The sequence below is a fragment of the Paraburkholderia acidiphila genome (assembly GCF_009789655.1).
Taxonomy (GTDB): domain Bacteria; phylum Pseudomonadota; class Gammaproteobacteria; order Burkholderiales; family Burkholderiaceae; genus Paraburkholderia; species Paraburkholderia acidiphila.
Map to the genome: position 1 here is coordinate 446,066 of NZ_CP046910.1, position 23,663 is coordinate 469,728.

The 23,663-nt window shown below is 66.2% G+C and carries 22 protein-coding genes and 1 riboswitch; of the genes, 10 read left to right on the forward strand and 12 right to left on the reverse strand.

From position 1 onward, the window contains the following. Positions 1-4: 4 nt before the first annotated feature. A riboswitch (cobalamin riboswitch) is annotated at positions 5-180 on the reverse strand. Positions 181-296: 116 nt separating this feature from the next. From cbiE to cobM, 3 genes are read left to right on the forward strand one after another with little or no spacing between them, the layout of a single operon-like run. Further along, positions 297-1,523, forward strand: a complete 1,227-nt coding sequence (gene cbiE / locus FAZ97_RS16460) for a precorrin-6y C5,15-methyltransferase (decarboxylating) subunit CbiE (RefSeq protein WP_158759522.1) — start codon at positions 297-299, stop codon at positions 1,521-1,523. Further along, a complete protein-coding gene (locus FAZ97_RS16465) occupies positions 1,520-2,263 on the forward strand; it encodes a cobalt-precorrin-6A reductase (RefSeq protein ID WP_158759523.1) in 744 nt (247 codons plus the stop codon). The genes cbiE and FAZ97_RS16465 overlap by 4 nt, the downstream gene beginning before the upstream one ends. Beyond that, entirely contained in the window at positions 2,260-2,991 is a 732-nt protein-coding gene (cobM, locus tag FAZ97_RS16470; protein ID WP_158759524.1) for a precorrin-4 C(11)-methyltransferase, read from the forward strand. The genes FAZ97_RS16465 and cobM overlap by 4 nt, the downstream gene beginning before the upstream one ends. Positions 2,992-2,993: 2 nt before the next feature. Here the strand turns inward: cobM and FAZ97_RS16475 are convergent, their stop codons facing one another. After that, positions 2,994-3,440 (reverse strand): MarR family winged helix-turn-helix transcriptional regulator, encoded by a 447-nt coding sequence (locus FAZ97_RS16475; RefSeq protein ID WP_158759525.1) that lies wholly within the window; start codon positions 3,438-3,440, stop codon positions 2,994-2,996. A gap of 82 nt (positions 3,441-3,522) precedes the next feature. Here FAZ97_RS16475 and FAZ97_RS16480 point away from each other — a divergent pair, with 82 nt between their 5' ends. Continuing rightward, positions 3,523-3,888, forward strand: a complete 366-nt coding sequence (locus FAZ97_RS16480) for a YciI family protein (RefSeq protein ID WP_158759526.1) — start codon at positions 3,523-3,525, stop codon at positions 3,886-3,888. Positions 3,889-3,901: 13 nt separating this feature from the next. Then, positions 3,902-4,519, forward strand: a complete 618-nt coding sequence (locus tag FAZ97_RS16485; protein WP_158759527.1) for a glutathione S-transferase family protein — start codon at positions 3,902-3,904, stop codon at positions 4,517-4,519. 62 nt (positions 4,520-4,581) lie between these two features. Here FAZ97_RS16485 and FAZ97_RS16490 read toward each other — a convergent pair whose 3' ends face one another. Then, positions 4,582-6,057 carry a sodium:solute symporter family protein gene (locus tag FAZ97_RS16490; RefSeq protein ID WP_158759528.1) on the reverse strand — a complete coding sequence of 492 codons (1,476 nt, stop codon included), beginning with the start codon at positions 6,055-6,057 and terminating at the stop codon, positions 4,582-4,584. Further along, positions 6,054-6,269 (reverse strand): DUF3311 domain-containing protein, encoded by a 216-nt coding sequence (locus tag FAZ97_RS16495; protein ID WP_158759529.1) that lies wholly within the window; start codon positions 6,267-6,269, stop codon positions 6,054-6,056. Before FAZ97_RS16495 ends, FAZ97_RS16490 begins: the two co-directional genes overlap by 4 nt. Before the next feature lie 247 nt (positions 6,270-6,516). On the opposite strand from FAZ97_RS16495, the gene FAZ97_RS16500 reads away from it, so the two are divergent. Both FAZ97_RS16500 and FAZ97_RS16505 read left to right on the forward strand, forming a co-directional pair. After that, a complete protein-coding gene (locus tag FAZ97_RS16500; protein ID WP_158759530.1) occupies positions 6,517-7,194 on the forward strand; it encodes a MarC family protein in 678 nt (225 codons plus the stop codon). A gap of 55 nt (positions 7,195-7,249) precedes the next feature. Next, positions 7,250-8,083, forward strand: coding sequence for a class II glutamine amidotransferase (locus FAZ97_RS16505; protein WP_158759531.1), 834 nt, complete (start codon positions 7,250-7,252; stop codon positions 8,081-8,083). A 19-nt stretch (positions 8,084-8,102) separates the two neighbouring features. On the opposite strand, the gene FAZ97_RS16510 is transcribed toward FAZ97_RS16505, so the two are convergent. The 4 genes from FAZ97_RS16510 to treF form a co-directional block, all read right to left on the reverse strand. Next, the gene (locus FAZ97_RS16510; protein WP_158759532.1) at positions 8,103-10,088 is read right to left on the reverse strand and encodes a PAS domain-containing hybrid sensor histidine kinase/response regulator; all 1,986 of its coding nucleotides are present in this window, start codon (positions 10,086-10,088) and stop codon (positions 8,103-8,105) included. Between the two features lie 71 nt (positions 10,089-10,159). After that, positions 10,160-11,119 carry a glycosyltransferase family 2 protein gene (locus FAZ97_RS16515; RefSeq protein WP_158759533.1) on the reverse strand — a complete coding sequence of 320 codons (960 nt, stop codon included), beginning with the start codon at positions 11,117-11,119 and terminating at the stop codon, positions 10,160-10,162. 208 nt (positions 11,120-11,327) lie between these two features. Further along, a complete protein-coding gene (locus FAZ97_RS16520; protein ID WP_158759534.1) occupies positions 11,328-12,002 on the reverse strand; it encodes an HAD family hydrolase in 675 nt (224 codons plus the stop codon). A gap of 109 nt (positions 12,003-12,111) precedes the next feature. Beyond that, positions 12,112-13,947, reverse strand: a complete 1,836-nt coding sequence (gene treF / locus FAZ97_RS16525) for an alpha,alpha-trehalase TreF (protein WP_158759535.1) — start codon at positions 13,945-13,947, stop codon at positions 12,112-12,114. Between the two features lie 235 nt (positions 13,948-14,182). On the opposite strand from treF, the gene FAZ97_RS16530 reads away from it, so the two are divergent. Further along, on the forward strand, positions 14,183-15,355 hold the full coding sequence (locus tag FAZ97_RS16530; protein WP_158759536.1) for a 4-hydroxybenzoate 3-monooxygenase: 1,173 nt from the start codon (positions 14,183-14,185) through the stop codon (positions 15,353-15,355). 86 nt (positions 15,356-15,441) lie between these two features. Here the strand turns inward: FAZ97_RS16530 and FAZ97_RS16535 are convergent, their stop codons facing one another. From FAZ97_RS16535 to FAZ97_RS16550, 4 genes are all read right to left on the reverse strand, one after another. Further along, the gene (locus FAZ97_RS16535) at positions 15,442-16,494 is read right to left on the reverse strand and encodes an Ldh family oxidoreductase (RefSeq protein ID WP_158759537.1); all 1,053 of its coding nucleotides are present in this window, start codon (positions 16,492-16,494) and stop codon (positions 15,442-15,444) included. 24 nt (positions 16,495-16,518) lie between these two features. Further along, positions 16,519-18,015 (reverse strand): DASS family sodium-coupled anion symporter, encoded by a 1,497-nt coding sequence (locus FAZ97_RS16540; RefSeq protein WP_158759538.1) that lies wholly within the window; start codon positions 18,013-18,015, stop codon positions 16,519-16,521. Between the two features lie 314 nt (positions 18,016-18,329). Continuing rightward, positions 18,330-18,659 (reverse strand): DUF4148 domain-containing protein, encoded by a 330-nt coding sequence (locus tag FAZ97_RS16545; RefSeq protein WP_158759539.1) that lies wholly within the window; start codon positions 18,657-18,659, stop codon positions 18,330-18,332. A gap of 220 nt (positions 18,660-18,879) precedes the next feature. Next, on the reverse strand, positions 18,880-19,563 hold the full coding sequence (locus FAZ97_RS16550) for a DJ-1/PfpI family protein (protein WP_158759540.1): 684 nt from the start codon (positions 19,561-19,563) through the stop codon (positions 18,880-18,882). Positions 19,564-19,741: 178 nt separating this feature from the next. On the opposite strand from FAZ97_RS16550, the gene FAZ97_RS16555 reads away from it, so the two are divergent. After that, positions 19,742-21,268 (forward strand): peptide MFS transporter, encoded by a 1,527-nt coding sequence (locus FAZ97_RS16555; RefSeq protein ID WP_158759541.1) that lies wholly within the window; start codon positions 19,742-19,744, stop codon positions 21,266-21,268. Positions 21,269-21,337: 69 nt separating this feature from the next. On the opposite strand, the gene FAZ97_RS16560 is transcribed toward FAZ97_RS16555, so the two are convergent. After that, positions 21,338-21,775 carry a carboxymuconolactone decarboxylase family protein gene (locus tag FAZ97_RS16560; protein ID WP_158759542.1) on the reverse strand — a complete coding sequence of 146 codons (438 nt, stop codon included), beginning with the start codon at positions 21,773-21,775 and terminating at the stop codon, positions 21,338-21,340. Between the two features lie 177 nt (positions 21,776-21,952). Here FAZ97_RS16560 and pdxR point away from each other — a divergent pair, with 177 nt between their 5' ends. Continuing rightward, the gene (pdxR, locus tag FAZ97_RS16565) at positions 21,953-23,443 is read left to right on the forward strand and encodes a MocR-like pyridoxine biosynthesis transcription factor PdxR (protein WP_158759543.1); all 1,491 of its coding nucleotides are present in this window, start codon (positions 21,953-21,955) and stop codon (positions 23,441-23,443) included. Positions 23,444-23,663 lie beyond the last annotated feature (220 nt).

Below are 23,663 nucleotides of genomic sequence, written 5' to 3' on the forward strand. Positions count from 1 at the left end.
GGTTCGCACGAACAGTCGGCCGGCAGGTCTCCTGGCTCGCAGGTCGTGAACCGCATCGGCCTTCCCGGTAAAACCAGTGGCTCGGGTGGATGCGGTCTCGCTGCTTACAGTCGCGGGGGCGGCCACAGCTTGCTGTGTTCCCTTTTATGCCTTAAAGGCGCCGGCGGACACGGTATTATGCCCGTTTTCACGCGCGCTCTACCCGGCGATCGGGTCGCGGGCCGCTGGCGGCGCGCAGCAACACGCGACAAAACAGGCAACGAGCAAGCAACAGAAAGGCAAAAGCGGGAGAACGAATGCAGGGCACGCAGGCATGGCTGACGGTGGTGGGCATAGGCGACGATGGCTACGCAGGGCTCGGGCGCGACGCACGGCGCGCGCTGTTCGACGCGGCCCTCGTGACGGGCGGCGAACGCCATCTCGCGATGCTGCCCTCGCGCGTGCGTGCGCGCCGCGAAGCGTGGCCGCAGCCGTTCAGCGTCGAGGCGCTGCTCGCGCATCGCGAGTCGAATGCGCCCGTATGCGTGCTCGCGAGCGGCGACCCCATGCTGTTCGGCGTGGGCGCGACGCTCGCGCGCCGCCTGGCGCCCGGTGAAATGCGCGTGCTGCCCGCGCCCTCGTCGCTTTCGTTCGCGGCCGCGCGCATGGGCTGGGCCTTGCAGGATACGGCGATGGTCTCGCTCGTCGGCCGTCCGCTCGAAGCGCTGCGCCGTCATCTCTACGCGCGCTCGCGCGTGCTCGCGTTGAGCGCCGACGGGCGCACCCCCGCAGCGCTTGCCGCGCTGCTTGCGGAAGCGGGCTTCGGCGCCACGCGTCTTGCCGTGTTCGAGCATTTGGGCGGCCCGCTCGAGCGCCGCATCGAGGGTCGCGCCGATGCGTGGCACGTCGACGAAACCGCGGCGCTCAATCTCGTCGCGTTCGAATGCGAGAGCGATGAGGCGAATGCGCCCGCGCGTGGCTGGACGCTCACGCCCGGCCTGCCCGACGACGCCTACCGCCACGACGGCCAACTCACGAAGCGCGACGTGCGTGCGCTCACGCTTGCGCGCCTCGCGCCCACGCCGGGCGCCTTGCTTTGGGACGTGGGGGCGGGCAGCGGCTCGATCGGCATCGAATGGATGCGCTCGCACGCCGCTTGCCGCGCGATTGCCATTGAGGCTCACGCCGGGCGTCAACGCTTCATCGAACACAATCGCGTCGCGCTGGGCGTGCCGGGTTTGCAACTCGTCGCGGGCCGCGCGCCTGAAGCACTCGCAGGACTCGCCGCGCCCGCCGCCGTATTCATCGGCGGCGGCGTGACCGTGCCCGGCGTGCTGGACGCATGCTGGGCGGCGCTCGCGAGCGGCGGACGGCTCGTCGCCAATGCGGTGACGCTGCAAAGCGAAGCGGCGCTCGTGACGTGGCGCGCGCAGCACGGCGGCACGCTCACGCGTATCGGCATTGGCGAGGCGCAGCCGCTGGGTGGCTTCGATACCTGGCGTCAGGCTTTGCCCGTCACGCTCTATGAGGCCGTCAAGCCATGACCGCGCGCGTCCTGCTGCTGGGCGGCACCGGCGACGCGCTGGCAATCGCGCGCACGCTCGGCCCGCAGCACGTGTACTCGCTTGCGGGCCTTGGCCGCGTACCCGCCGATCTCGCGTGCGTGGTGCGTGTGGGCGGCTTCGGTGGAGCAGAAGGGCTTGCGCGCTTTCTCGCCGACGAAGCCGTCTCGCTAGTTTTCGACGCGACACACCCGTACGCCGCGCGGATCAGCGCCAACGCGGCGCGCGCGTGCCTTGCGGCACAGGTGCCGTACTGGGCGCTGCGACGCGCGCCGTGGCGGGCGCAGGCTGGCGACGACTGGCGCATGGTGAGCGGCTGGGCCGGCGTAGTCGAAGCCATTGCGCCGTTTGCGCGGCCGCTCTTCACGCTCGGGCGCGAACCGCTTGAGCACCTGAACGAAGTGCCGGAGCAGCAGCACTGGACGGTCCGTTGCCTCGAAGCGCATCCGGGCCACGCGCGCGCTCGCATCATCGACGCGCGCGGGCCGTTCACCGCAGAAGGCGAACGCGCGCTCTTCACCGAATCGCGCATAGACGTCGTGGTCAGCAAGAACAGCGGCGGCGCGGCGACGGAGGCGAAGCTGGCGGTTGCGCGCGGAATGGGCCTGCCCGTGGTGATGATGCAGCGGCCGCCGCTGCCGGACGCGCAACGCGAATTCACTTCGGCGCAAGAGGTAATCGGCGCGCTCGACGACTACATTAAGCGGAGTTCCAACGCATGACCGTTTTCTTCATCGGCGCGGGACCGGGCGATCCTGAACTGATCACCGTGAAGGGCCAGCGCCTCGTGCGCAATTGCCCCGTAATTCTCTATGCCGGTTCGCTCGTGCCGCCCGCAGTTCTCGAAGGCCACCGCGCGCACAAAGTGGTCGATACCGCACCGCTCACGCTGGATGAGATTGTCGCGTTGCTCGAAAGCGCGCACGCACAGGGCTTCGACGTGGCTCGCGTGCATTCGGGCGACCCGTCGCTCTATGGCGCAATCGGCGAGCAGATCCGGCGCTTGCGTATGCTTGGTATTCCTTATGAAGTCGTGCCCGGCGTGACCGCGACCGCCGCATGCGCGGCGGCGCTCGGCAGCGAACTTACGCTGCCGGGCATTTCGCAAACGCTCATCCTCACGCGCTACGCGGCGAAAACGTCGATGCCCGAAGGCGAGCAGCTAGGCGACCTTGCACGCCACAAGGCGACGCTCGCGATTCACCTGGGCGTGCGCCATATCGCGCGCATCGTCGAGGAATTGCGGCCTCACTACGGCGAGGACTGCCCCGTGGCAGTGATCTATCGCGCGAGCTGGCCCGACGAGGAACGCGTGACAGGCACGCTCGCGGATATCGCGCAGAAGGTGCTCGCAACGGACATCGAGCGTACCGCGCTGATTCTCGTGGGGCGCGTGCTCGCGGCGGAAGGGTTCGCGGATTCGACGTTGTATGGGGCGCAGAAGCGGTAGCGCTACGAAAGCGCTCGCAAATGTTCGCGCAGCTTGTCGACTTCGCCGTTGGCAAAGTCCTTTTCGATTTCCTCGTGCGTTTGCTGCCATATCGGAAATGCCGCGCTGAGCAGTCGATGTCCCTCGTCCGTGAGGCTCAGCAAACGGCTGCGCTTGTCTTCCGGGTCCTGCTCGATAAGCACGAGGCCGCGCCGCTCCAGCGGCTTGAGCGCGGCGGTGAGCGTCGTACGGTCCATGGCCAGCAGCGACGCCACGTCTTTCATGCCGGGCGGATGCGGGCGATTCAGCGACATCAGCAGCGAAAATTGCCCGTTCGTGAGATCGAGCGGGCGTAGCACCTCGTCGAAAATGCGCGCGAGATTCCGTGCCGCCCGCTGCATATGCAGACACAGGCAGCAATCGCGCACCAATAGCGTGGTTTCGAAGGGAAGTTTCTTTGCGCGTGCCATGTTGCAATTATGTTGATATCAACCTATGCTGTCAAGGCCGGATGGGCGACACCCGGTAACCAGACCAGCAGATGGAGGACACATGAGCGATCAGAAACTGTTTCTCGCTGTTTTTCTCGGCACCAAGGATAACGCGCGCATGAAGGGGTGGGCCGCGCTTTCGGAAGCGGATCGGCACGCAAAGGAAAAAGAGGGCATTGCGGCCTGGCATGCGTGGGTCGAAAAGCACAAGGCGTCCATCGTCGATATGGGCGGCCCGCTCGGCAAGACCAAGTCGATTGGCGAGCATGGCATCACGGACACGTCTAACGCGCTAACGGGCTATACCGTTCTGCGTGCCGCGTCGCACGAGGAGGCCGCGAAGCTGTTCGAAGGGCACCCGCATTTTTCGATTTTTCCGGGCGAGGGCGTCGAAGTGATGCCCGTGCTGCCGATTCCCGGTGCCTGAACGGAGTCGCGTCATGAAACTCTACGGTTTTGCCGGCACCCGTTCGCAACGCGCGTTATGGGGCCTCAAGGAAGTCGACGCCGATTTCGAATTCATCTCGGTCAATCTGCTCGAAGGCGAGCACAGGCGGCCCGAATACCTGCGCATCAATCCCGCGGGCAAGGTCCCTGTATTGATCGACGGCGACCGCGTGATTCCCGAATCGGCCGCCATCGTGCTGTATCTCGCGGATAAATATCCGGAGAAGGCGCTGCTGCCCAAGGATCTCGACGAGCGGGCACAGGCGTATCGCTGGACCCTGTTCGCCGTCACCGAACTGGAACAGCCGCTGTGGAGAATCACGCGTCACTCGTTCCTTTATCCGCCAGAGAAACGCAGTCCCGCCGATATCGAACTCGCGCGGGAAGACTTCAAGACCATGGCCGTCGTGCTCGAGAAGCATCTCGAAGGGCGCGAGTTCATCGTCGGCAACCGGCTCTCGGTCGCCGACTGCGTGACGGTTTATCTGATGGATTGGGCCAACGAAGTGCAATTGCTGGAGGGCTTCCCGCGCTTGCAGGCGTATCTCGACTGCCTCTATGCACGGCCCGAGGCGCCGCAGCGCATCGCCGAAGCGCGCAAGGCAGCATAAACAGAAAAACGGCCCAACCGGATCACGCCGGTTGGGCCGCCTTGCTACTGCGTCAGGTCTATTTAATGCGCCCGCGCATGCTCATGATCGATGTGCGTGCGCGGCTGCGTCACCGTACTCACCACGGCCAGCACGATCACGTTCACGAACAGCGCAAGGAAGCCGATGTTGATGTCCTTGAGCGCGTCCGGCGCGAACGGAATCAGCTGTGCCACGCTCACATGCGTGAGCGTCGTGACGATCACCACGAGCACGCCCGCCACGATGCCGCAAAACGCGCCTTGCTTCGTCACGCGATTGCGCGCGGAGAGGCTGCACACCATTGCCGGGAAGAGCTGCGTGACGAAGTTGTAGCCCATCAGCAGCAGCGCGACGATGGTGTCGCCACCGTTGAGCGTGAAGCCTACCGCCACGAGCGCGACCACCGGCACGAAAATGCGTGCGAGCTTCGCGACTTGCGCGTCGTCCGCGCTCTTCGCAACGCCGCCGCGATAGATGTCGTTGGCGAGCAGCGTCGAAGCTGTGGTGAGAATCATCGAGCCCGGCACGAGTGCGGTGAGCACGCCCGCCGCGCCGATCACGCCCACGAACCACGGATCGAACGTTTGCAGCGCGAGACGGAAGAGCGAGAGGTCGATGTCGCCGCCCTTCAGGCCCGGCACCTTGAGCACGGCCGCAAAGCCGCAAAAGAACACGAACAGCAGGATGAGCTGATAGAGCGGCAGGATCATCGCGTTGCGGCGGAAGATCCGGTCGTTCTTCGCGGTGTAGACCGACATGAACGTGTGCGGCCACATGAAGAAGCCGAGCGCCGTGAGCAGCACGGTGGACTGGAACCACGTCACGCTCTGGCCGCGCGCCGGGAAGGTGAGGAAGCCGGGCTTGGCCGCGTCGATGGCGCGGAACATCTCGCTCAGGCTGCCGTAGTGGTGAATCGGCAGGTAGATGCCGAGGAACACGGCAATGGCGAGAATCATCGTGTCTTTCACGACCGAATTCCACGCGCAGCCGCGCACGCCCGAAACGATCACGTAAGCGGTGACCACGGCCGCGCCGATCCAGATCGCCGCCGTCGAGGAGATCGCGCCATAGGAGGCCGTCGTCACGATGATGCCGAGGCCCTTGAGTTGCAGCACGAGATACGGCACGAGCGCGAGCACGCCTACACACGCCACCAGCACGCCCAGCGCTGGGCTCTGATACTTGCGCGCGAAGAAATGCGGCTGCGAGACGAGTCGGTGCTGCTTGGCGAAGCGCCACACGGGCGGCAGCATCCAGTACGAGATGATGTATGCAAGCGTGCCGTAAGCCAGAATGTAGTAGACGGGCGCGCCCTTGCCATAGGCGAAGCCACTGCCGCCGAGGAACGTGAAGGTCGTGTAGATTTCGCCCGCCATCAGCAGGAATACGAATGCGGTGCCGAAGCTGCGCCCGCCCACGGCCCACTGCTCGAGATTCATGTCGTGCCCGCGGCGGGCGCGCATGCCGAGATAGAGCGCGACGAGGGCCATCGCCGCGATGATGATGAGGGCGCTCATGACCGCACCTCCGCTTCCGCTTCGAGTGGAAGCCGGTTGGCCGGATCGAGCCGGTAGACGATCCCCATGATCGCCGCGGCCAGCACGACCCACATGACGATCCAGGCCAGCACGAGCGGCATGCCGAGCACGAGCGGCTCGGTGCGATTGACGAACGGCACCCCTAACAGGATGCCGATGAAGGGCAAGGCAGCGAGCAACCGCAGTGACATGGCAACTCCTCTTTTATATGAGAAGAAAAGAAACGTCGCGTCGGGGTGCGAGGCAAACCACTCTATGCTTGTGAACGCGCCCCGTAAAGCTGCCAAAAATACTGAAGCGCTTGCGGTAAAGATTGGTGCAACGCGCCATTTTTGCGGGCGCAGGGCGACATCGATCAGGCACGCCAAACGCCGATCCGGCTACACTTCTCGCAGCCCGGCGCGCTGTTTGCGCGCATGCCCTTACCGGATCGACTTCATGATCGAGAGCCTGATTTCAGACATCCTGTTCGGTTTTACCGGACTCATCAGCATCATCAATCCCATTGGCGTTGCCTTCGTTTTTCTCGACCGCACGGCGAACCTCACCGACGAAGAGCGGCGCCTGCTCGCCAAGCGCGTGGCGATCAATGCATTCTTCGTACTGGTCGTGGCGTTTTTCGTGGGCACGCCCGTCCTGCATTTCTTCGGTATTTCCATGGAAGCACTGCGCATTGGCGGCGGCCTCGCGGTGGCCGTGAGTGGCTGGCAGATGCTCAATGCGCCCGAGCCCGAGCCGATCGCGGCCGATCATCCGGTCAAGCCCATGAGCGCGAGTTCGGCTTCCGGCAAAGCCTTTTTCCCGCTGACCGTGCCGCTTACCACGGGGCCGGGCTCCATCGCCACGGCCATTGCGCTGAACGCCAACCGCACGCACAAGCTTTCGGCGTGGCTGCTCTCGAGCTTCGCGTCGATCGTGATCTCGGCGCTCGTCATGCTCGTGATCTATTACGTGTATAGCCGCGCCGCGCGGCTTTCGCAGTACCTGGGTGTGGAAGGCACGCGCGTGGCCATGCGCGTGTCGTCGTTTCTGCTCCTGTGCATTGGGGTGCAGATCATACTGACTGGCCTGACCGGCTTTCTCACGCCGATCGCCGACCTGCGCGCCGTGAAGTAGCGGCGCCCTCAAGCGGGCCGGCATACACGAGCGTCCTTACACGAAGGAGACCATCATGTGCCGCTGGCTCGCTTATACCGGCAACCCCGTACAGCTCGAAACCGTGTTGTTTCACGCGCGCCATTCGTTGATCGACCAAAGCCTGCATTCGACCAAAGGCGCGACCACGACGAATGGCGACGGCTTCGGCATGGGCTGGTTCCAGGACCCGCACGACATTCCTTATCGCTACCGCAGCGTGCATCCGGCGTGGAACGACCGCAACTTGCGCGAACTCGCGCGTGCGGTGCGCGCGCCCATGTTCATCGCGCATATTCGCGCCGCCACCGACACGCCGGTGCAGGAAACCAACTGCCATCCGTTTCGCCACCGGCGCTGGATCTTCGCGCACAACGGGCTGATTCGCAGCTATCCGCTCATGCGGCGCGACCTGCTCGTCGCGATCGATCCCGACCGCTTCAACGCGCTCGAAGGCTCGACGGATTCCGAAACGATGTTCTATCTGGCCATGACGTTCGGCCTCGAAATCGATCCCGTTACCGCGCTCGAACGCATGGCAGGTTTCGTGGAAGCCACGGCGAAGAAGCATGGCGTCGAGCCGGCGCTCAATATGACCGTGTGCGCTTGCGACGGCGAGCAGATCGTCGCCGCGCGTTATTCGAGCGAACGCAATTCGCGCTCGCTTTTTCACACCACGGCGTTCCGGCATCTACGCGAACTGTATCCCGACGACCCGCGCATCGTGGCGGCGGGCGACGACGCGTATCTGCTCGTTTCCGAGCCGCTTGGCGACAGGCCCGACGTTTGGTCCGAAGTGCCGGAATCGACGGCCATTGTCGTGCGCGGGCCCAAGGTCGAATACCGGCCGTTCGTGCCGGTCGCGCCTTAAAGCGGATCAGGCAGCGGCATCAGGCGATGCGGCGCCTTTGCCGTGCCGCCGCGAGCGCGAGCACCTCGTCGAACAGCGTGACGTCCACGGGCTTCACGAGGTGCATCTCGAAGCCCGCTTCGCGCGTGAGTTCGACGTCGGCGGCCTGGCCGAAACCCGTCATCGCGGCGAACAGCGTGTGCTCGAGCGGCGGCAGCGCGCGCAGGGCGCGCAGCGTCGCATAGCCGTCGATCCCGGGCATGGCGATGTCGATGAGCGCGGCGTCGGGCGTGAAGCCATCCACTTCCTCGCGTGCGTGGGCGGCGCTGTAGGCCACGCGCACTTCGTGGCCTTTGAGTTCGAGCAGCATGGCGAGGCTGTCGGCCGAGTCGCGGTTGTCGTCGACCACGAGCACGCGCAGCGGCGGCACGCCGGCCTCGGCGAGCGCGGCAAGCTCGCCCAGGTCCGGGGCGAGCGGCGGCGGCACGGCGTGCACGGCCTCGCGAGCGAACGGCAGACGGATCGTGAACGTGCTGCCTTTGCCCGGTCCGCCGCTCGTGGCGGAGATCGTGCCGCCATGCAGTTCGACGAGCGAGCGGCACAGCATAAGGCCGATGCCGAGCCCGTTTTCCGCGGGCCCCGGCACCGAGCGGTCCTGGCTGAACAGGCCGAAGATCGACTCGTGGGTGCCGGGCCGCAGCCCCCGGCCTTCGTCGCGCACCTGGATCTGCACGGCGCGCGCGACGGAACGCACGTCCACAACAATGCGGCTGCCATCGGGCGAAAACTTCGAGGCGTTGTGCAGCAGGTTCTGCAGCACCTGCACGAGGCGCGTGTGGTCGCCCGTCATGGTGAGCGTCGCGTCGGGCATCTGCACTTCTACGTGCTGGCCGCGCGCCGAAGTGAAGGGCTGCGCCGCGTCGATGGCGTGCGCGACCACTTCGCACAAATCGAGCTGCGCCTCGCGCAACTCGATCTTGCCCGACGTGATGCGCCCGACGTCGAGCAGGTCGTCCACGAGCCGCGTGAGGTGCACGATCTGGCGGTCGATCATTTCGCGTGCGCGCTCGATTTCGGGGCTCGGCGCATCCATGAGGCGCATCGTGGCCACGGCGTTGCGCACCGGCGCGAGCGGGTTGCGCAGCTCGTGCGCGAGCATGGCGAGGAACTGCTTCATCTGCTCGCTCGAATGCTCGAGTTCGTCGGTGCGGCGGCTCTCGGTCATGTCGCGCGTGACCTTCGCGAATCCCGTGAGCCGGCCGTGGCCGTCGTGCACCGCGGTGATCGTGACGTTGGCCCAGAACATCGAGCCGTCCTTGCGCACGCGCCAGCCTTCGGTCGCGACGCGGCCAAAGTCTTTTGCGCGGCGCAGCTCGCGCTCGGGCAGACCGGCGGCGATTTCCTCAGGCGGATAAAACACGGAAAAGTGCTGGCCGACGATCTCGGCCGGGCGATAACCCTTCAGGTTGGTCGCGCCGGCGTTCCAGCTGATCACGTGGCCCTGCGGATCGAGCATGAAGATCGCGTAGTCGCTCACGCTCTCCACGAGCAGGCGAAAGCGCTCTTCGGAAAGCCGCAGCGCCTCGACCTGGCGGCGTTCGGCGGTGAGGTCGCGCGTGACCTTGGCGAAGCCCGAGAGCGAACCGTCGCGCTCGCGCAGCGCGGTGATGACGACGTTGGCCCAGAACATCGTGCCGTCCTTGCGCACGCGCCAGCCTTCGTCGTTGAAACGCCCGTGCAGCGCGGCCTGCTCCAGTTCGTGATCGGGCCAGCGGCGCGCGTTGGCTTCGTCGGTGTAAAAGCGCGAAAAATGCTGGCCGATGATTTCGTGCGCCTCATAGCCCTTGATGCGGGCCGCGCCGCGATTCCAGCTGGCGATGTAGCCATGCTTGTCGAGCAGGAAGATCGCGTAATCCTCGATCGGCTCCACGAGCGCCTCGAAACGGCGTTCGTTGTGGCTTTCGGCGGCGACGTTGTGCGGGGCGATGCCGGGGTCGGGCGTCGTCATGGTCCTCGGGTCTGTCATAGGGCCTGTTCAGAAGTTGGACAGGTACTGGCCTCCTGCATGAGCGGCCCGCGCGCAGCGGGCGCCGCAGCTTACCACGCGCGCTGCCCTGAGCGGTCGTACTTTTCGGCCATGGCCGGAATGCCTGCGCGCACGTGGCGTTCCGCGCGGCGCACCTGGCGGGTGAGCAGCACGACGTGGGGCGGCACGACGCGGCGGGCCCGCAATGTCCAGAACGCGCCACGCAGCAGCGCGACGCCCGCGGGCCCGAGCGAGCGCTGGCGGGCGAACACGGCGAGCGCGCGGCCGGTCGCCGCGATCGCGTCGCGCGCGGGCAGGCGCATCCACGCCACCCAGGCCGTGTTGCGCGCGAGCGCGCATTGCTGCGCGCGCGTGAACCAGCGGTAAAGCGGTTCGCGATGCGCGAGCGCCTGCTCGCAATAGACGATCTGGTGGCCGGCCGAAAGCATGTCGAGCGCGGCAAGCTCCTCGGCGCCGCCGTGCGAAAGCCGCTCCTCGTAGCCGCCGAGCGAGCGGAACACGGCCGCGCGGAAAATGCATGCGCCGGCCATGAAATTGGCGAGCACAGGGCCCGCCACGCTTTCGGCGCCCGGCGAGGTGGCGACGAGCATCAGGCAGGCGGGATGAATTTCGCGCTCGTCGCCGCTCACCACGCGCGCATTGAGTACGGCGACTTGCGCGTGCGCGTCGAGCAACTGCGCCGCGCGCGCGAGCGCGCCGGGCGCGAACCAGGTGCTGTCGTCGCAGCACGCCACGTAATCGGTGCGCGCGAGCAGCACGGCGCGATTGAACCCGGCCATGCCGCGGTCGCCCAGCGACTGGACGATGCGCACTTGCGGAAAGAGCGACGCCAGCAGGGAGACGGTGGAATCGGTGGAGCCGTTGTCGGCCACGATGACGTCGGGGTGCTCGGGAAGCGCGGTGAGGCGCGCGACGGTTTCGATGGTTTGACGCACGTGATTGCGCGTGAGGACGACCACCGTCACGCGTGGCGCGCGGGGAGTACCGGGGGCGTGGGCGGAGTCGTTCATCGCAGCAGGCGGCCTGAGCCGGCCCGTGAGTTATTGAATTGACCTATGTCAGCATACGCCGATGGCGCGCGACATGCAGTACATGCGGTGTGCTAGAGCCATGGCTGCGCGGCGGCGGTGCTGCACTGCACAGCCGCTGTACAGACCGCTGCACAGACGTTTGCCGCACAATTTTCGCGCCGTGGCCGGCGGTGGCCGGTTTGCCAACTCAGTCGCGGGCACAGACTTCGTCGAGGTGGCCGAGCAGATCGGCGGGATCCTCGTACACGCGCAGCGCCCCCGCGCATTGCAGTTCCTCGGTACCGTAGCCGCCCGACTGCAGGCCAATGCCGAGCGCGCGGCAGCGCTGGGCCGCGAGCATGTCCCAGACGCTGTCGCCCACCACGAGGCAGCGCTCGATCGGCATGTTCAGCCGCAATGCCGCGGCGACGAAAAGATCGGGGTCCGGCTTGGCGTGGCGCACTTCGTCGCGCGTGACCACGGTCGTGACAGCCGGGTCCACGCCGAGCGCCTGCAGGTTCACGGAAGCCGTGGCGAGCCGCCCGCTCGTGGCGATCGCCCAGGGCACCTGGGCGGCGGTGAGCGTGTCGAGCAGCGCCCGCGCGCCGGGCAGCGGGCGCACCTGATCGGCGTGGCGGCGGTAGGCGTCGGCGTGTAGTTTTTGCAAGCGCGCGATGCGCTCGGGCGAGATAGCCTCGTGCGTCTCGCGCAGCAACTGGTTCATGAAGAGCCCGCCGCTCATGCCGATACGCCGGTGAATGCGCCACACCGAAAGCTCGATGCCGTCTGCGTCGAGCGCTTCTTTCCATGCGAGCACGTGCTGGTAGACGCTGTCGACGAGCGTGCCGTCGAGGTCGAACAAAAAGGCCGATTCGTTGCGCATGGGTAGCTCCTGGAGCAACACGACGATTACGCTGCTGTGGCGCAAAAAGTGTACGCCGCGCGCCCACGGCCTGCGCCGCGGTTGGCGTGCGGACGTTGCGGGCGTTGCCTCAAGGCGCGCTCGCCGCAGCGGCGCCTGACGCCGCCGCCGCGCCTTGTGCGGCCCCCGCCTGCGGATACATCTGCAGCAGCACGCGCAGCACGCCGTTGGTCCATCCGAAGCCATCCTGCAGCGGATATTCGCCTCCGCCCGCCGAGGATGCCTTCGTGGCCGACGCGCTCACGTCGTACTTCTCGACGAGTTTGTGCGTGCGCGCGTAGTAAGCGAGATTCGTCGCGATCCAGCGCGAGGCGATTTCCTGCGCGAGGTCCTGCTCGCCGTAGCGGCGTAGCCCCATGACCGCGAGATATTGCAGCGGCGCCCAGCCGTTCGGCTCGTCCCATTGCTGGCCCGTCGCGACCTGGGTGGTGGCGAGGCCGCCGGGCCGCAGCAGGCCGGCGCGCACGGCGGCGGCCACGTCCTGCGCCTGGGCTTTCGTCGCGACGCCCGCATAGAGCGGGTAGACGGTCACCGCCGTGAGCCGGTGCGTGAGCGTGTGGTGCGCGAAATCGTAGTCGCTGTATGCGTGCAATTGCGGGTCCCAGAGCACGCGGTCGATGGCGTCGGCGCGTTGCTGCGCGCGCTTCGTCATCAGCGCGGCCTCGCGCGCGTCGCCCTTCAGGCCGTAGGCCTTCGCGAGCGTGCGTTCGAGGATCACCATCAGCGAGTTGAGGTCCACCGGCGCGAGCGAGGTCACGTCGATGGTCGAGAGCGTGCGGCCGTCGGCGAGCCAGCGCGAGCTGTAGTCCCAGCCCGTTTCCGCGCCCGCGCGCAGGTTGCGCCAGAGGTCCGAAGCGTCGCGCTGCGGCGTGGCCCGCGCGGTGAGGATGTCCTCGCGGTACGACTCGTCGCGCGGCCGGTTGCGTGCGTCCCAGTAGCGGTTGAGCAGGGTGCCGTCGGGCAGGCGCACGAGGTGGCGCGCGGCGTGGCCGGGCTTGAGCGTTGGCTCGCCGGCCATCCAGTAGTCGTATTCCTTGCGCAGTTGCGGCAGGTAATGGAGGTACACGGCGTCGCCGTCTTTCTCGGCGACGAGGCTCACCATCTGCGCGAAAAACGGCGGCTGCGAGCGGCTCAGGTAGTACGTGCGATTGCCGTTCGCGATGTGCCCGTAGCGGTCGATCAGCGCGGCGAAGTTGTTCAGCTCGTCGAGCGCGAGTTCGTGGCGGCCGCTGGCTTCCAGACCGAGCATGATGAAGTACGAATCCCAGTAGTAAATCTCGTTGAAGCGGCCGCCCGGCACGACGTACGCATAGGGCAGCGGCAGCAGCGACGAATACGGATTCGGCTTCGCATCGGGGCGGCGGCTCAGCACGTTCCAGAGCGTGTCGATGTGGCCGATTACGTCCTGGTTCGGATCGGAAACGTAGTGATCTTCGGTTTGCGCCGGGGCCGTGAAGTACTGGTTCACGAACTGGGTGAGCGCGGCCTTGTGCGCGGCGGCGTCGTGTTCATCCGCGTGCTGCTGGCGCCAGCGCTCGTAGGCCGCCGCGATCTGGCCGGGGCGCTCGTTCGGCAGCATGTCGGCAAATGTCTTGCTGTCGGGAAAGACCTGCGCGAGCTGCACGTCGTGATAGAGGCGGCCGTAGAGGTCGGCGGGCGTGGCGGGCTGGGTGTCTTTTGCGGCGGCGTGCTGCGCTGGCGAGCGAACCGGTTTCGCCGATTGCGCGGGCTCTTGTAATTCCTGCGCGCTGGAGGGGGCGCTTGCGGGGGCTGCGGCGTCGGCGGCAAAGGCGCTCGGGGCGAGCGGCCATGCGAGGCACAACGCGGCGGCGAGCGTGGCGGCAAACGGTGTGCGGCGGGGTTTTGCGGTGGATTCGGGCGTGCGGAAGCGGAGCGACAAAGGCATGGGCTTGATGTTTTTAGTGGGCGTGGAGCGTGCGGGCGCCTAAACCTGGGCGCGGGGCAAAGCGTGCGATTCAGCAATTTCCGTTCCGCACAGCGCACACGCTGGAAGGTGCACCCTCCAGTGCTATTCGAAATCGGGATAGTGCATATTCTCCATATCGCGTTGCGCGATAACGGGTGCAGCGGTGAAACTTGCGAAAAATCAATTCAAGCAACGCCGCATCAGGAGACATCTCATGCGCACTCAGGTTGGCATCATTGGCGCCGGGCCCGCGGGCCTGCTTCTTTCCCATCTTCTGCATTTGCGTGGCATCGACTCGGTCGTGCTGGAGCTGCGTGGCCGCGAGCAGATCGAATCGACGATTCGCGCCGGCGTGCTCGAGCAAGGCACGATGGACCTGCTCACCGAAGCGGGTGTTGGCGCTCGCATGAAGGCCGAAGGCGCGGTGCATCACGGCTTCGAACTCGCGTTCGAAGGCAAGCGCCGCCGCATCGATCTCACGGGCCTCACGGGCAAGGCCATCACCGTCTACGCCCAGCATGAAGTGCTCAAGGACCTCGTGGCCGCACGCGTGGCCGCCGACGGCAAGCTCTTCTTCAACGTCTCGAACACCTCGATTCACGGCGTGGAAACCAGCACGCCGTCGATCCGCTTCAACTACGAAGGCGAGGCGCACGAGCTGCACTGCGACTACGTGATCGGCTGCGACGGTTTCCACGGCGTGTCGCGCGCCACGATTCCGGCGGCGCTGCGCCAGGACTACGAGCGCGTGTTCCCGTTCGGCTGGTTCGGCATTCTCGTCGAGGCGCCGCCCACTTCCGACGAACTGATCTACGCGCGCCACGATCGCGGCTTCGCGCTCATCAGCACGCGCTCGCCGAATGTGCAGCGCATGTACTTCCAGTGCGATCCGAACGACAAGGTCGAGAACTGGTCCGACGACCGCATCTGGGCCGAGCTGCACGCGCGCGTCGATTCGCTCGAAGGCCACCAGGTGGTGGAAGGCAAGATCTTCCAGAAGAACATCGTGGGCATGCGCAGCTTCGTGACGACCACGATGCAACACGGCCGCCTGTTTCTCGCGGGCGACGCGGCGCATATCGTGCCGCCGACCGGCGCGAAGGGCCTCAACCTCGCGGTGGCGGACGTGCGCGTGCTGAGCGCGGCGCTCGTGGCGTTTTACAAGGAAGGCCGCAACGATCTGCTCGACGCGTATAGCGAAACGGCGCTGCGCCGCATCTGGCGCGCGGAGCACTTCTCATACTGGATGACGCGCATGATGCACCGCCTCGACGACGCCACGCCGTTCGAGCAGCGCCTGCAGGTTGCCGAGCTGGAGCACGTCACCACGTCGCGCGCCGCCGCGACGGCGATGGCCGAGAACTACGTCGGCGCGGTCGCGGTGTGAAGTAAGCGCCGCGAATCGAAACGGCCGCGCGAGTCCCGAAGGGCTCGCGCGGCCGTTGTGCGTTTACGGCATCGCGTTGGTCGGGCTCAAATCGCCTTGAGCGGCGCGATGCCCAATTCGTTCGCGATATCGGCGAAGGGCTTTTTCACGGAGTCGGGCAGCGTGATCGTCTGCGTGTGCCGCGCGCGATTTTCCGCTTCGTACTGGCCAGGATACTGCACCGGTTGCGAAGGGTCCTGAGGCGGGCAACTGAGCAGATAGTCGAGGAACGATTCGACCTCCTGCGAGCGCCACGTCGTGTTGAAATCCACCTGCGGATCGAGCACCAGCGCGAACAGATTGTTGGTGGCGACGCCGTTGCGCGGATTGTCCGGATGGATCGTGCCGCCGCCCGAGAGCACGCCCGCAAGCAATTCCGCCACGAGCCCGAGCGCATAGCCTTTGTGCAAGCCGAACGGCAGCAGCGCGCCTGGCGGGTCGGCGAACAGCACGTTCGGGTCGCGCGTCGGTTGACCGTTCGCGTCGATCACGGAGCCAGCGGGCGCCTGCAGCCCGTTTTCCGCAAGCACGCGCGCCTTGTTCACGGCAATGGCGCTCGTGGCGATATCCACGACGAAAGGCGGCCGGCCGCCCGGCAGCGGGCCCGCGAAACAAAGCGGATTGGTCGTGAGCCGGGGCTCGCGCCCGCCGAACGGCGCAACGATCGGCGGCCGGTTCACCACGTTGGAGAACGCGAGCAGCACATAGCCCTGCGCCGCGACCATTTCGCCGTAGTGACCCATGCGCCCCAGGTGATGGCTATGGCGCAGCGTCACGATGCATTGCCCGTGTTCGCGCGTGCGCGCGATCGCGTCGTCCATCACGACCTTGCCCACGTGCTGGCCGAAGCCGCTGTGGCCGTCGTAGCCGATCAGGCTGCCGCGGTCCACCACGCGCTCGGCGCGGCCGTCGGCGGTGACGAAACCCGCGGCCAGCACGCGCTTGTAGTTCGGCAGGATCGACAGGCCGTGGCTCGCGTAGCCCACGCGGTCGGATTCGATCAGATGGTCGGCCACGTCGGCGGCGATGTCTTCAGGCACCGAGACGTTCGTGAGCACGGCCGTGGCGAAGCGGCGTGCGTCGTCGATATTGACTTCCATGAGCGGCTCCTTCAGGTGCAGCGTTCAGATCCAGCCCAGCCAGCGCCACCACGTTGCCGCGAACAGCAGCAACAGCAGGTAGCCGACAATGGTCAACACGATGCCCACGCGCGCGAACTGCTTCGCCGTGAACGTTTCGGTGGCGAGGCACACCATGTTTTGCGGCGCGTTGATCGGCAGGACGAAGCCGAAACTCACGACGAAGCCGAGCAGCATCGTGAGACCGAGCCGATTGAAGTCGCCCTGCATGGACTGCAGCACCGACACGAGAATCGGCAGCATGGCGGAGGTGAGCGCCGTTGCGCTCGCAAAACCGAGGTGGATGAGGATGAGGAAGGCCGAAAGAATCGCGAAGGCGATGAACGGACCGGCGGTGTCGAGCCCGGTGTGATGCGCGACGAGGTCGCCGAGCCATTGGCCCGCCTTCGTCGTGAGCAGCGCGGTGCCGAGGCTGATGCCCACGCCGAACACGATCACCGTGCCCCACGGAATGCGGCTCTGCACGGTCTTCCAGTCCATCACGCCGAAGCGCGGCAACAACAGCAGCACGAGGCCCACGTAAGTGACCGAGGTGGTGTCGAACGGGTGCAGCTTGCCTTCGGTCGCCCAGAAGCACAGCAGGCCGATGGAGACGCCCAGCAGCCGCTTTTGCGGACCCGTCATGGGACCCAGTTCGCGCAGCGAGGCTTCGACGGCTTCCTTGCCGCCCGCGATCGCATCGGCTTCGGGCGGCAGCATCTTCAGCACGATGAACAGCAGCACCGCCGACATCACGATCGCCCAGGGCGCGCCGGCCACGAGCCAGTCGAGCCAGGTGACGCGCGCGCCGAGCATCTTGTCCATGAAGCCCACGGTCAGCAGGTTTTGCGCGGCGGCGGTCTGGATGCCGACGTTCCAGATGCTGGTGGCGTTGGCCACCACGATCATGATGCCCGCCGCGATGTTCGAGCGCTTGTCCACGCCGAACGCCGAGATCACGCCCACCATGATCGGCACGACGCAGGCGCTGCGCGCGGTGGCGCTCGGCACCACGAGCGAGAGCACGATGGTCACGGCGACGGCGCCGATCAGGATGCGCCGCGTGGTGGTGCCGATGAGCGAGAGCGTGACGAGCGCGATGCGCCGGTCGAGACCAGTGACGGTCATGGCCGCGGAGATGAAGAGGGCGCCGGCCACGAGCGCGAGCGCGGAATTGGAGAAGCCCGCGAGCGCCATGCTGATGGCTTTGTTGGTGCCGTAATCGACGGCGGGGTTTTCGATGGTGGGCGCGGTGCCCACGAGAAACGCCATGAGCGAGGTGATGATAATGGCGCTCGCTTCGTACGACACGGCTTCGGTGAGCCACACGACCACCGCGAATGCGAGGATGGCGAGCATGCGCTGGCCGGCTGGCGGGAGGCTATCGGGCAGGGGCAAAAGCAGCACGACGACGAGCGCGATCACGCCCGCGATCAGGCCCACAGGTATGCCCTTTTTCTGCGGCGCGGCGCTTGCGTTGGCGGCTGGCTGGGGTGCGTTCATGGCGGTGACTCCATGTTGGGCATGCACGCGGCATGGCTCGCGATGGCATCCGGATGGCATCCTGGTGGCATCTGGGCGAGCGCGTGCAGCGTCGAAAAGCGGTGGTGTTGCGGCTTGCGAACGAGTCAGCGCATTCGCTTCGCGGATGGTACTGCCATTCGACTGATGAAGCGTTTAGTGTGTACGGCGAAGGCGGGCGAGCGCGAGGGCGGGGGACGTGCAGCGTTGACTGATGCTGCGGGCGATGCGGCTAACGGGATGATGGAAGCGTTTTAACCGGCAAAGGAGCCGGTTAAAACGGCTAATAACGCGAATTACTGGCTGGCGCCAGCAGCGTTAGCTTTCTTCTGTGCGTCCTGCAGGTTCTGCGGATAGTTCGGGTCGTTCAGTGACGGCTTGTAGCCCGCGTCTTCCAGCTTCTTCAACTCGGCGTTGTTCTTCGCGCGGGCTTGTTTGCGCTCGGCCTTACGCTGCGCTTTGGCCTGAGCCTTGGCCTGCGCCTTCTGTTCTTTGGTAAGTGGTTGCGTCGCCTGGTCGGCGGCGGGCGCGCTGGCTGCCGTTTGCGCGAACGCCGGCGCGGCAACGCCGATCAGGAATGCGGCGGTCGCCGCGGCGAGAGTCAGCTTGCTGTTAGTGGAAGGCATTGATTCCCCTATTGATTGGTTTGAACGACTTACCCAGGGTTGGGAGAACGGGTGCTGGCCGCTGCACAGGAAGCAGCGGCACGCCCGTTAATACTCAATGTAATCGATCCACAACAAAGACGGTATCTGGCGCTGACCCTGGCTGCCAGGCAAGCGCGAAGGAAGTGCGAAGGAAGTGCGCGGCCAGCGCAGCGGCAACCGCGCCGGCCTCGCCGCGCGCTCAGGCGGCGAGTTTCGCGGCCGCCGCCGCGACTACGCGAGCACGTTCGGCCAGCGAGGCCGCTGTCTGCGCGCGTAACCTTTGCACGATCGCAGGCGGCGCGCTGGCGGGGTCGCCGGCATCGAACGGCGGCGCGGGCGCGTACTCGAGTTCGAGCTGCAGCGCCTGGGCGGCCTCGTCGCCGATCAGCTCGGCGGCGAGCGTCAATGCGAAATCGATACCCGCAGTGATGCCGCCGCCGGTCAGCACGTTGCCGTCGCGCACCACGCGCGCTTTCACGGGCAGCGCGCCGAGCGGCTCCAGCAGTTCGTGGAAGGCCCAGTGCGTGGTTGCGCGGCGTCCGCGCAGGAGGCCGGCCGCGCCGAGCACCAGCGCGCCCGTGCAAACCGAGGTGACATAGCGTGCCGTGCCCGCCTGGCGGCGCAGGAAGGCAAGCGTCTCGTCGTCGGGAATCAGCTGCGAGACGCCGCTGCCGCCCGGCACGCAGATCACGTCGAGCGGCGGGCAGTCCTCGAAGGTCGTGTCGGGCGTGAGCATGAGGCCGGTGCTCGAGCGGACCGGATCGAGCGTCTTCCAGATGAGCCGCGCCTGGGTGTCCGGCATCGAGGCGAGCACGTCGTATGGGCCGGTCAAGTCGAGCTGTTGAACGTTGGGAAAGACGAGAAAGCCGATTTGCAGTGCCATGAGGTGTTCCCGGTCAAGGTTGGGCGGTCGAAAAGGGGCGGCGCTGGGCCGATGAATCGGGAATCACTGTAATCTCGGCTCGGTACGCGAGCATGCCAAAAACCGCGCAAAAACTGCCAGCGCCGCGCGCGCGAGTACAATCGCGCGCCGTGCACTACTGCAACAGGAAATACGCAACATGAATACGCCAGCCTCCGCCACGCCCACCCCAAGCCGGACCCGCTCGTTCACGACGGTCTTCCTGATAGAGATGTGGGAGCGCTTCGGCTACTACGGCATGGCGGCGCTGCTGGTGCTGTTCATGGTCGAGCAGGTCGGCTTCAGCGACCGCGAGGCGAACCTCACGTGGGGCGCGTTCGTCGCGCTCGTTTTCGCGGCGCCGGCCATCGGCGGATGGATCGGCGACCAGGTGCTCGGCGCACGGCGCTCCATGGCGGCGGGCGCCGTGATCCTCGCGGCCGGCTACTTCATGCTCGAGATGCCCAACGACAGCCTGAGCCACATGTACGCTTCGCTAGGCGTGATCGTGGTCGGCAACGGTCTCTTCAAGTCGAACGCGGCGAACCTCGTGAGGCGCATTTACGAGGGCGACGACGCGCAGCTCGACAGCGCGTTCACGATCTACTACATGGCGGTGAACATCGGCTCAACCGTCTCGATGCTCGCTACGCCCTGGATCAAGGAGCATTGGGGCTGGCATGCCGCTTTCGGCGTGTGCTGCGCGGGCATGGCGCTCGGCATCCTCAACTTCCTTTTGATGCGCCGCACGCTCGCGCGCATCGGCTCGGCTCCCGACGACCAGCCGCTGCACCTCGGCCGCGCCGCGCTCGTGGCAGTGGGCGCCGTGGCGCTCGGCGCGGCGACGATGTTCGTGCTCCAGCACGAAACGATCGCGCGCGACTGCGTGTATGCCGCGGCGGCCGCCATTCTCGCGATATTCGGCTGGATGCTCGTGCGCTGCGAGCATGCCGAACGCGCCGGCCTTATCGCCGCGCTCATCCTTACGTGCCAGGTGATCCTGTTCTTCGTGTTCTATCAGCAGATGTCGACGTCGCTCACGCTGTTCGCGCTGCGCAACGTCGATCCGCAGTTCGCGCTGTTCGGTATTGCCCTGTTCCGATGGAGCCCGGCGCAATTCCAGGCGCTCAATCCCATCTGGATCATGGTGCTTTCGCCGGTGCTCGCCGTGCTTTACACGTCGCTTGCGCGTCACGGCCGCGACGTGCCGGTGGCGGTGAAGTACGCACTCGGCTTCGCCGTGGTCGCCGCCGGCTTTTTCGTGTTCGCGGCGAGCGGGCGCTATGCGGTGGAAGGGCGCGTGTCGTCGTGGTTCATGGTGGCCGGCTACGGGCTCTATTCGCTCGGCGAACTGCTCGTGAGCGGCCTCGGGCTCGCGATGATCGCGCGCTACGTGCCCGCGCGCATGAGCGGCTTCATGATGGGCGCGTATTTCGTCGCGACCGGCGTTTCGCAATATCTGGGCAGCGTGGTGGCGAATTTCGCGCAGATGCCCTCGGGCACGCTCGACCCGCTTACCTCGTTGCCGCTTTATACGCGGCTTTTCACCGGACTCGGCTGGCTCGCGTCGCTGGGCGTGCTGGTGGCCGTGCTGCTGTTGCCGATCATGAACCGCCTCTCGCGCGAGCATCACGCGAAAAGCGGCGCGCAAGCCTCGCGCGAGCCGCAATCGGAAAGTATCGAGTGATCGCTACGCGCGCCGCGTTCAGCCGCTGCTTAACAGGCAGCGGCGCTCGCGGCGCGTTTCGTTGCAGGCTCAGGCCGGCATCTTGCGGAACGTCACCGCAATGCGGTTCCAGCCGTTGATCGCGATGATCAGCAGCGTGAGGTCGGCGATCTCCTGCTCGCTGAAATGCGGCTTCACGCGTTCCCAAACCTCGTCGGGCACATGCGTTTGCGCGAGCAGCGTGACCGATTCGGTCCATTCGAGCGCCGCGCGTTCGCGCTCCGTGAAGAACGGCGTTTCACGCCACACCGACACCGTGGCGAGCCGGCGATCGGTTTCGCCGCCCTTGCGCGCATCCGTGGTGTGCATGTCCACGCAGAACGCGCAGCCGTTGATCTGCGAAGCACGCAGGCGCACCAGTTCCGCGAGCGGTTTTTCGATCGAGCTTTTGCTCGCGCGCTCCTCGAGCGCGATCATGGCCTTCGTGCCTTCCGGGCTGGCCTTGTAGAAATCCATACGTGCCTGCATGAGCGTTCACCTTTCGAGTTGAATTGCCTGGTTGATGGGTTAGCCGACGGCCTGAACTTGCGAATTGCCTAACCACAGGTGCACTTTAGGCGTTGCGCTGGCGCGTTCACATAGCCATTCTGGCAATATTTCGGGTGACCACTTTCGTACCCGTCGAACGCCACCTGCAGCGTCATCATGGAACTCCACGTCACCGTGTCGGGCCGTCGCGACCTCGCGGGCCAGATTTATCGCCAACTGCGCGACAGCATTGTCGACGGCCGTCTTGCAGGCGGCACGCGTCTGCCGTCCACACGCGACCTCGCATTACAGCTTGGCGTGTCGCGCAAGACCACGCTCGACGTATTCGAACGGCTGCTCGCCGAGGGCTATCTGAACTCGCGGCGCGGCTCGGGCACGTTCGTCGCCGAAACGCTCGAACGCCTGCCCGCGCGCGAACGCGGTCATCCTAATGCGCAGATTCGCGCAGCCACCGCGGCTTCCCGTGCCGTTGCCGCTTCGGTGCGCGAGGCGCATGCCACGCCATGGTGGCGGGCGCAAGCCGAGGCGCTGCACGGCTCGTTGCCGCGTCTGGACGCGCGGCTCGCCTGCGACTTCGCGGGCGGCATCACCGACAAGTCGCGCTTTCCCTTCGACATCTGGCGGCGCTGCATCAACGATGCGTTGCGCGTGCAGGCGCGTGGCCACGGCATGTATCGGGAACCTGCGGGCGAGGAGAAGCTGCGCCTCGCGGTGTCGCGCTATCTCGCCTTCAATCGCGCGGTAGAGAGCAACTGGCAGGACGTGATCGTCACGCAGGGCGCGCAACAGGCGCTCGATCTGCTCGCGCGCGTGACGCTCGCGCCCGGCGACGTGGTCGCCGTGGAAGACCCGGGCTATCCGCCCGCGCGCGATATCTTCGCGGCATCGGGCGCGAAGGTCGTGCCGGTGCCGGTGGATCGCGAGGGGCTCGTGGTCGCGCGTTTGCCGAAAGCGGCGCGGATCGTGTACGTGACGCCCTCGCATCAGTTCCCGCTCGGCATGCCGATGAGCCTCGCGCGGCGCGTTGCGCTGCTCGAATGGGCGCAGGCGCGCGGCGCGCTCGTGATCGAAGACGACTACGACTGCGAATACCGCTTCGAGGGCCGCTCGATGGAGCCGCTCAAGAGCCTCGACAACGCCGGCCTCGTCGCCTACGTCGGCACGTTTTCGAAGACCATATTCCCGGAGCTGCGCGTGGGCTACACGGTGCCGCCCGCCGCACTGGCCGCGCCGCTCGCCCGCGCGCGGCAGATAGGCGACGCGCACGGCTGCGTGCTCACGCAGACGGCGCTCGCCGACTTCATGCTCAATGGTCATTTCGCGCGCCATTTGCGGCGCATGCATCAGACGTATTCGCAGCGCCGCGACGTGCTGCTCGCGCATTTGCGTGGACCGCTCGCGCCATGGCTCGAACCCGTCACGCCGAACACGGCGGGGTTGCACCTGGCGGCGCGGCTCGTCGCGCCGCTCGATGCCGCTGCGGTGGTGCAGGCTGCGCGCAGCGCGTCGATTGGCTTGCATCCGCTCGCGCCGTTTCATCTCGAAGCGCCTGTGCAAAGCGGTTTTCTGTTCGGTTACGGCGGGGTCGACACCGAGCGCATCGATGCCGCGCTGACGTCGCTCGCCACGCTGCTGCGCACGCTTTGACTGGATTTCGCCGTCGCGCCAACACCGGCATGGCAGCCGAAATCATGCAAAAACGCCATACGTATGGCGCTTTCCTGACGAACGCGCTATGCGCCGCGCCGGGCGAAGCGAGTCGTGCGGCGGTGTTTCGGATACGTCAGGTGCACGTTTACCCCTGTAAACAGGCGTCAAAATGTGATCGAGAGTCAGCGCCGCGCAACAAAATCGTAACGACAATGCA

What these genes read in the sequence shown, in the direction of transcription:
- FAZ97_RS16555 (WP_158759541.1), top strand. Translation starts at nt 19,742, where the DNA reads ATGAATACGCCAGCCTCCGCCACGCCCACCCCAAGCCGGACCCGCTCG.
- FAZ97_RS16500 (WP_158759530.1), top strand. Translation starts at nt 6,517, where the DNA reads ATGATCGAGAGCCTGATTTCAGACATCCTGTTCGGTTTTACCGGACTC.
- FAZ97_RS16490 (WP_158759528.1), bottom strand. Translation starts at nt 6,057, where the DNA reads ATGAGCGCCCTCATCATCATCGCGGCGATGGCCCTCGTCGCGCTCTAT.
- FAZ97_RS16495 (WP_158759529.1), bottom strand. Translation starts at nt 6,269, where the DNA reads ATGTCACTGCGGTTGCTCGCTGCCTTGCCCTTCATCGGCATCCTGTTA.
- cbiE (WP_158759522.1), top strand. Translation starts at nt 297, where the DNA reads ATGCAGGGCACGCAGGCATGGCTGACGGTGGTGGGCATAGGCGACGAT.
- FAZ97_RS16530 (WP_158759536.1), top strand. Translation starts at nt 14,183, where the DNA reads ATGCGCACTCAGGTTGGCATCATTGGCGCCGGGCCCGCGGGCCTGCTT.
- FAZ97_RS16465 (WP_158759523.1), top strand. Translation starts at nt 1,520, where the DNA reads ATGACCGCGCGCGTCCTGCTGCTGGGCGGCACCGGCGACGCGCTGGCA.
- FAZ97_RS16515 (WP_158759533.1), bottom strand. Translation starts at nt 11,119, where the DNA reads ATGAACGACTCCGCCCACGCCCCCGGTACTCCCCGCGCGCCACGCGTG.
- FAZ97_RS16510 (WP_158759532.1), bottom strand. Translation starts at nt 10,088, where the DNA reads ATGACAGACCCGAGGACCATGACGACGCCCGACCCCGGCATCGCCCCG.
- FAZ97_RS16550 (WP_158759540.1), bottom strand. Translation starts at nt 19,563, where the DNA reads ATGGCACTGCAAATCGGCTTTCTCGTCTTTCCCAACGTTCAACAGCTC.
- FAZ97_RS16485 (WP_158759527.1), top strand. Translation starts at nt 3,902, where the DNA reads ATGAAACTCTACGGTTTTGCCGGCACCCGTTCGCAACGCGCGTTATGG.
- cobM (WP_158759524.1), top strand. Translation starts at nt 2,260, where the DNA reads ATGACCGTTTTCTTCATCGGCGCGGGACCGGGCGATCCTGAACTGATC.
- FAZ97_RS16475 (WP_158759525.1), bottom strand. Translation starts at nt 3,440, where the DNA reads ATGGCACGCGCAAAGAAACTTCCCTTCGAAACCACGCTATTGGTGCGC.
- FAZ97_RS16535 (WP_158759537.1), bottom strand. Translation starts at nt 16,494, where the DNA reads ATGGAAGTCAATATCGACGACGCACGCCGCTTCGCCACGGCCGTGCTC.
- FAZ97_RS16505 (WP_158759531.1), top strand. Translation starts at nt 7,250, where the DNA reads ATGTGCCGCTGGCTCGCTTATACCGGCAACCCCGTACAGCTCGAAACC.
- FAZ97_RS16560 (WP_158759542.1), bottom strand. Translation starts at nt 21,775, where the DNA reads ATGCAGGCACGTATGGATTTCTACAAGGCCAGCCCGGAAGGCACGAAG.
- pdxR (WP_158759543.1), top strand. Translation starts at nt 21,953, where the DNA reads ATGGAACTCCACGTCACCGTGTCGGGCCGTCGCGACCTCGCGGGCCAG.
- FAZ97_RS16520 (WP_158759534.1), bottom strand. Translation starts at nt 12,002, where the DNA reads ATGCGCAACGAATCGGCCTTTTTGTTCGACCTCGACGGCACGCTCGTC.
- treF (WP_158759535.1), bottom strand. Translation starts at nt 13,947, where the DNA reads ATGCCTTTGTCGCTCCGCTTCCGCACGCCCGAATCCACCGCAAAACCC.
- FAZ97_RS16545 (WP_158759539.1), bottom strand. Translation starts at nt 18,659, where the DNA reads ATGCCTTCCACTAACAGCAAGCTGACTCTCGCCGCGGCGACCGCCGCA.
- FAZ97_RS16540 (WP_158759538.1), bottom strand. Translation starts at nt 18,015, where the DNA reads ATGAACGCACCCCAGCCAGCCGCCAACGCAAGCGCCGCGCCGCAGAAA.
- FAZ97_RS16480 (WP_158759526.1), top strand. Translation starts at nt 3,523, where the DNA reads ATGAGCGATCAGAAACTGTTTCTCGCTGTTTTTCTCGGCACCAAGGAT.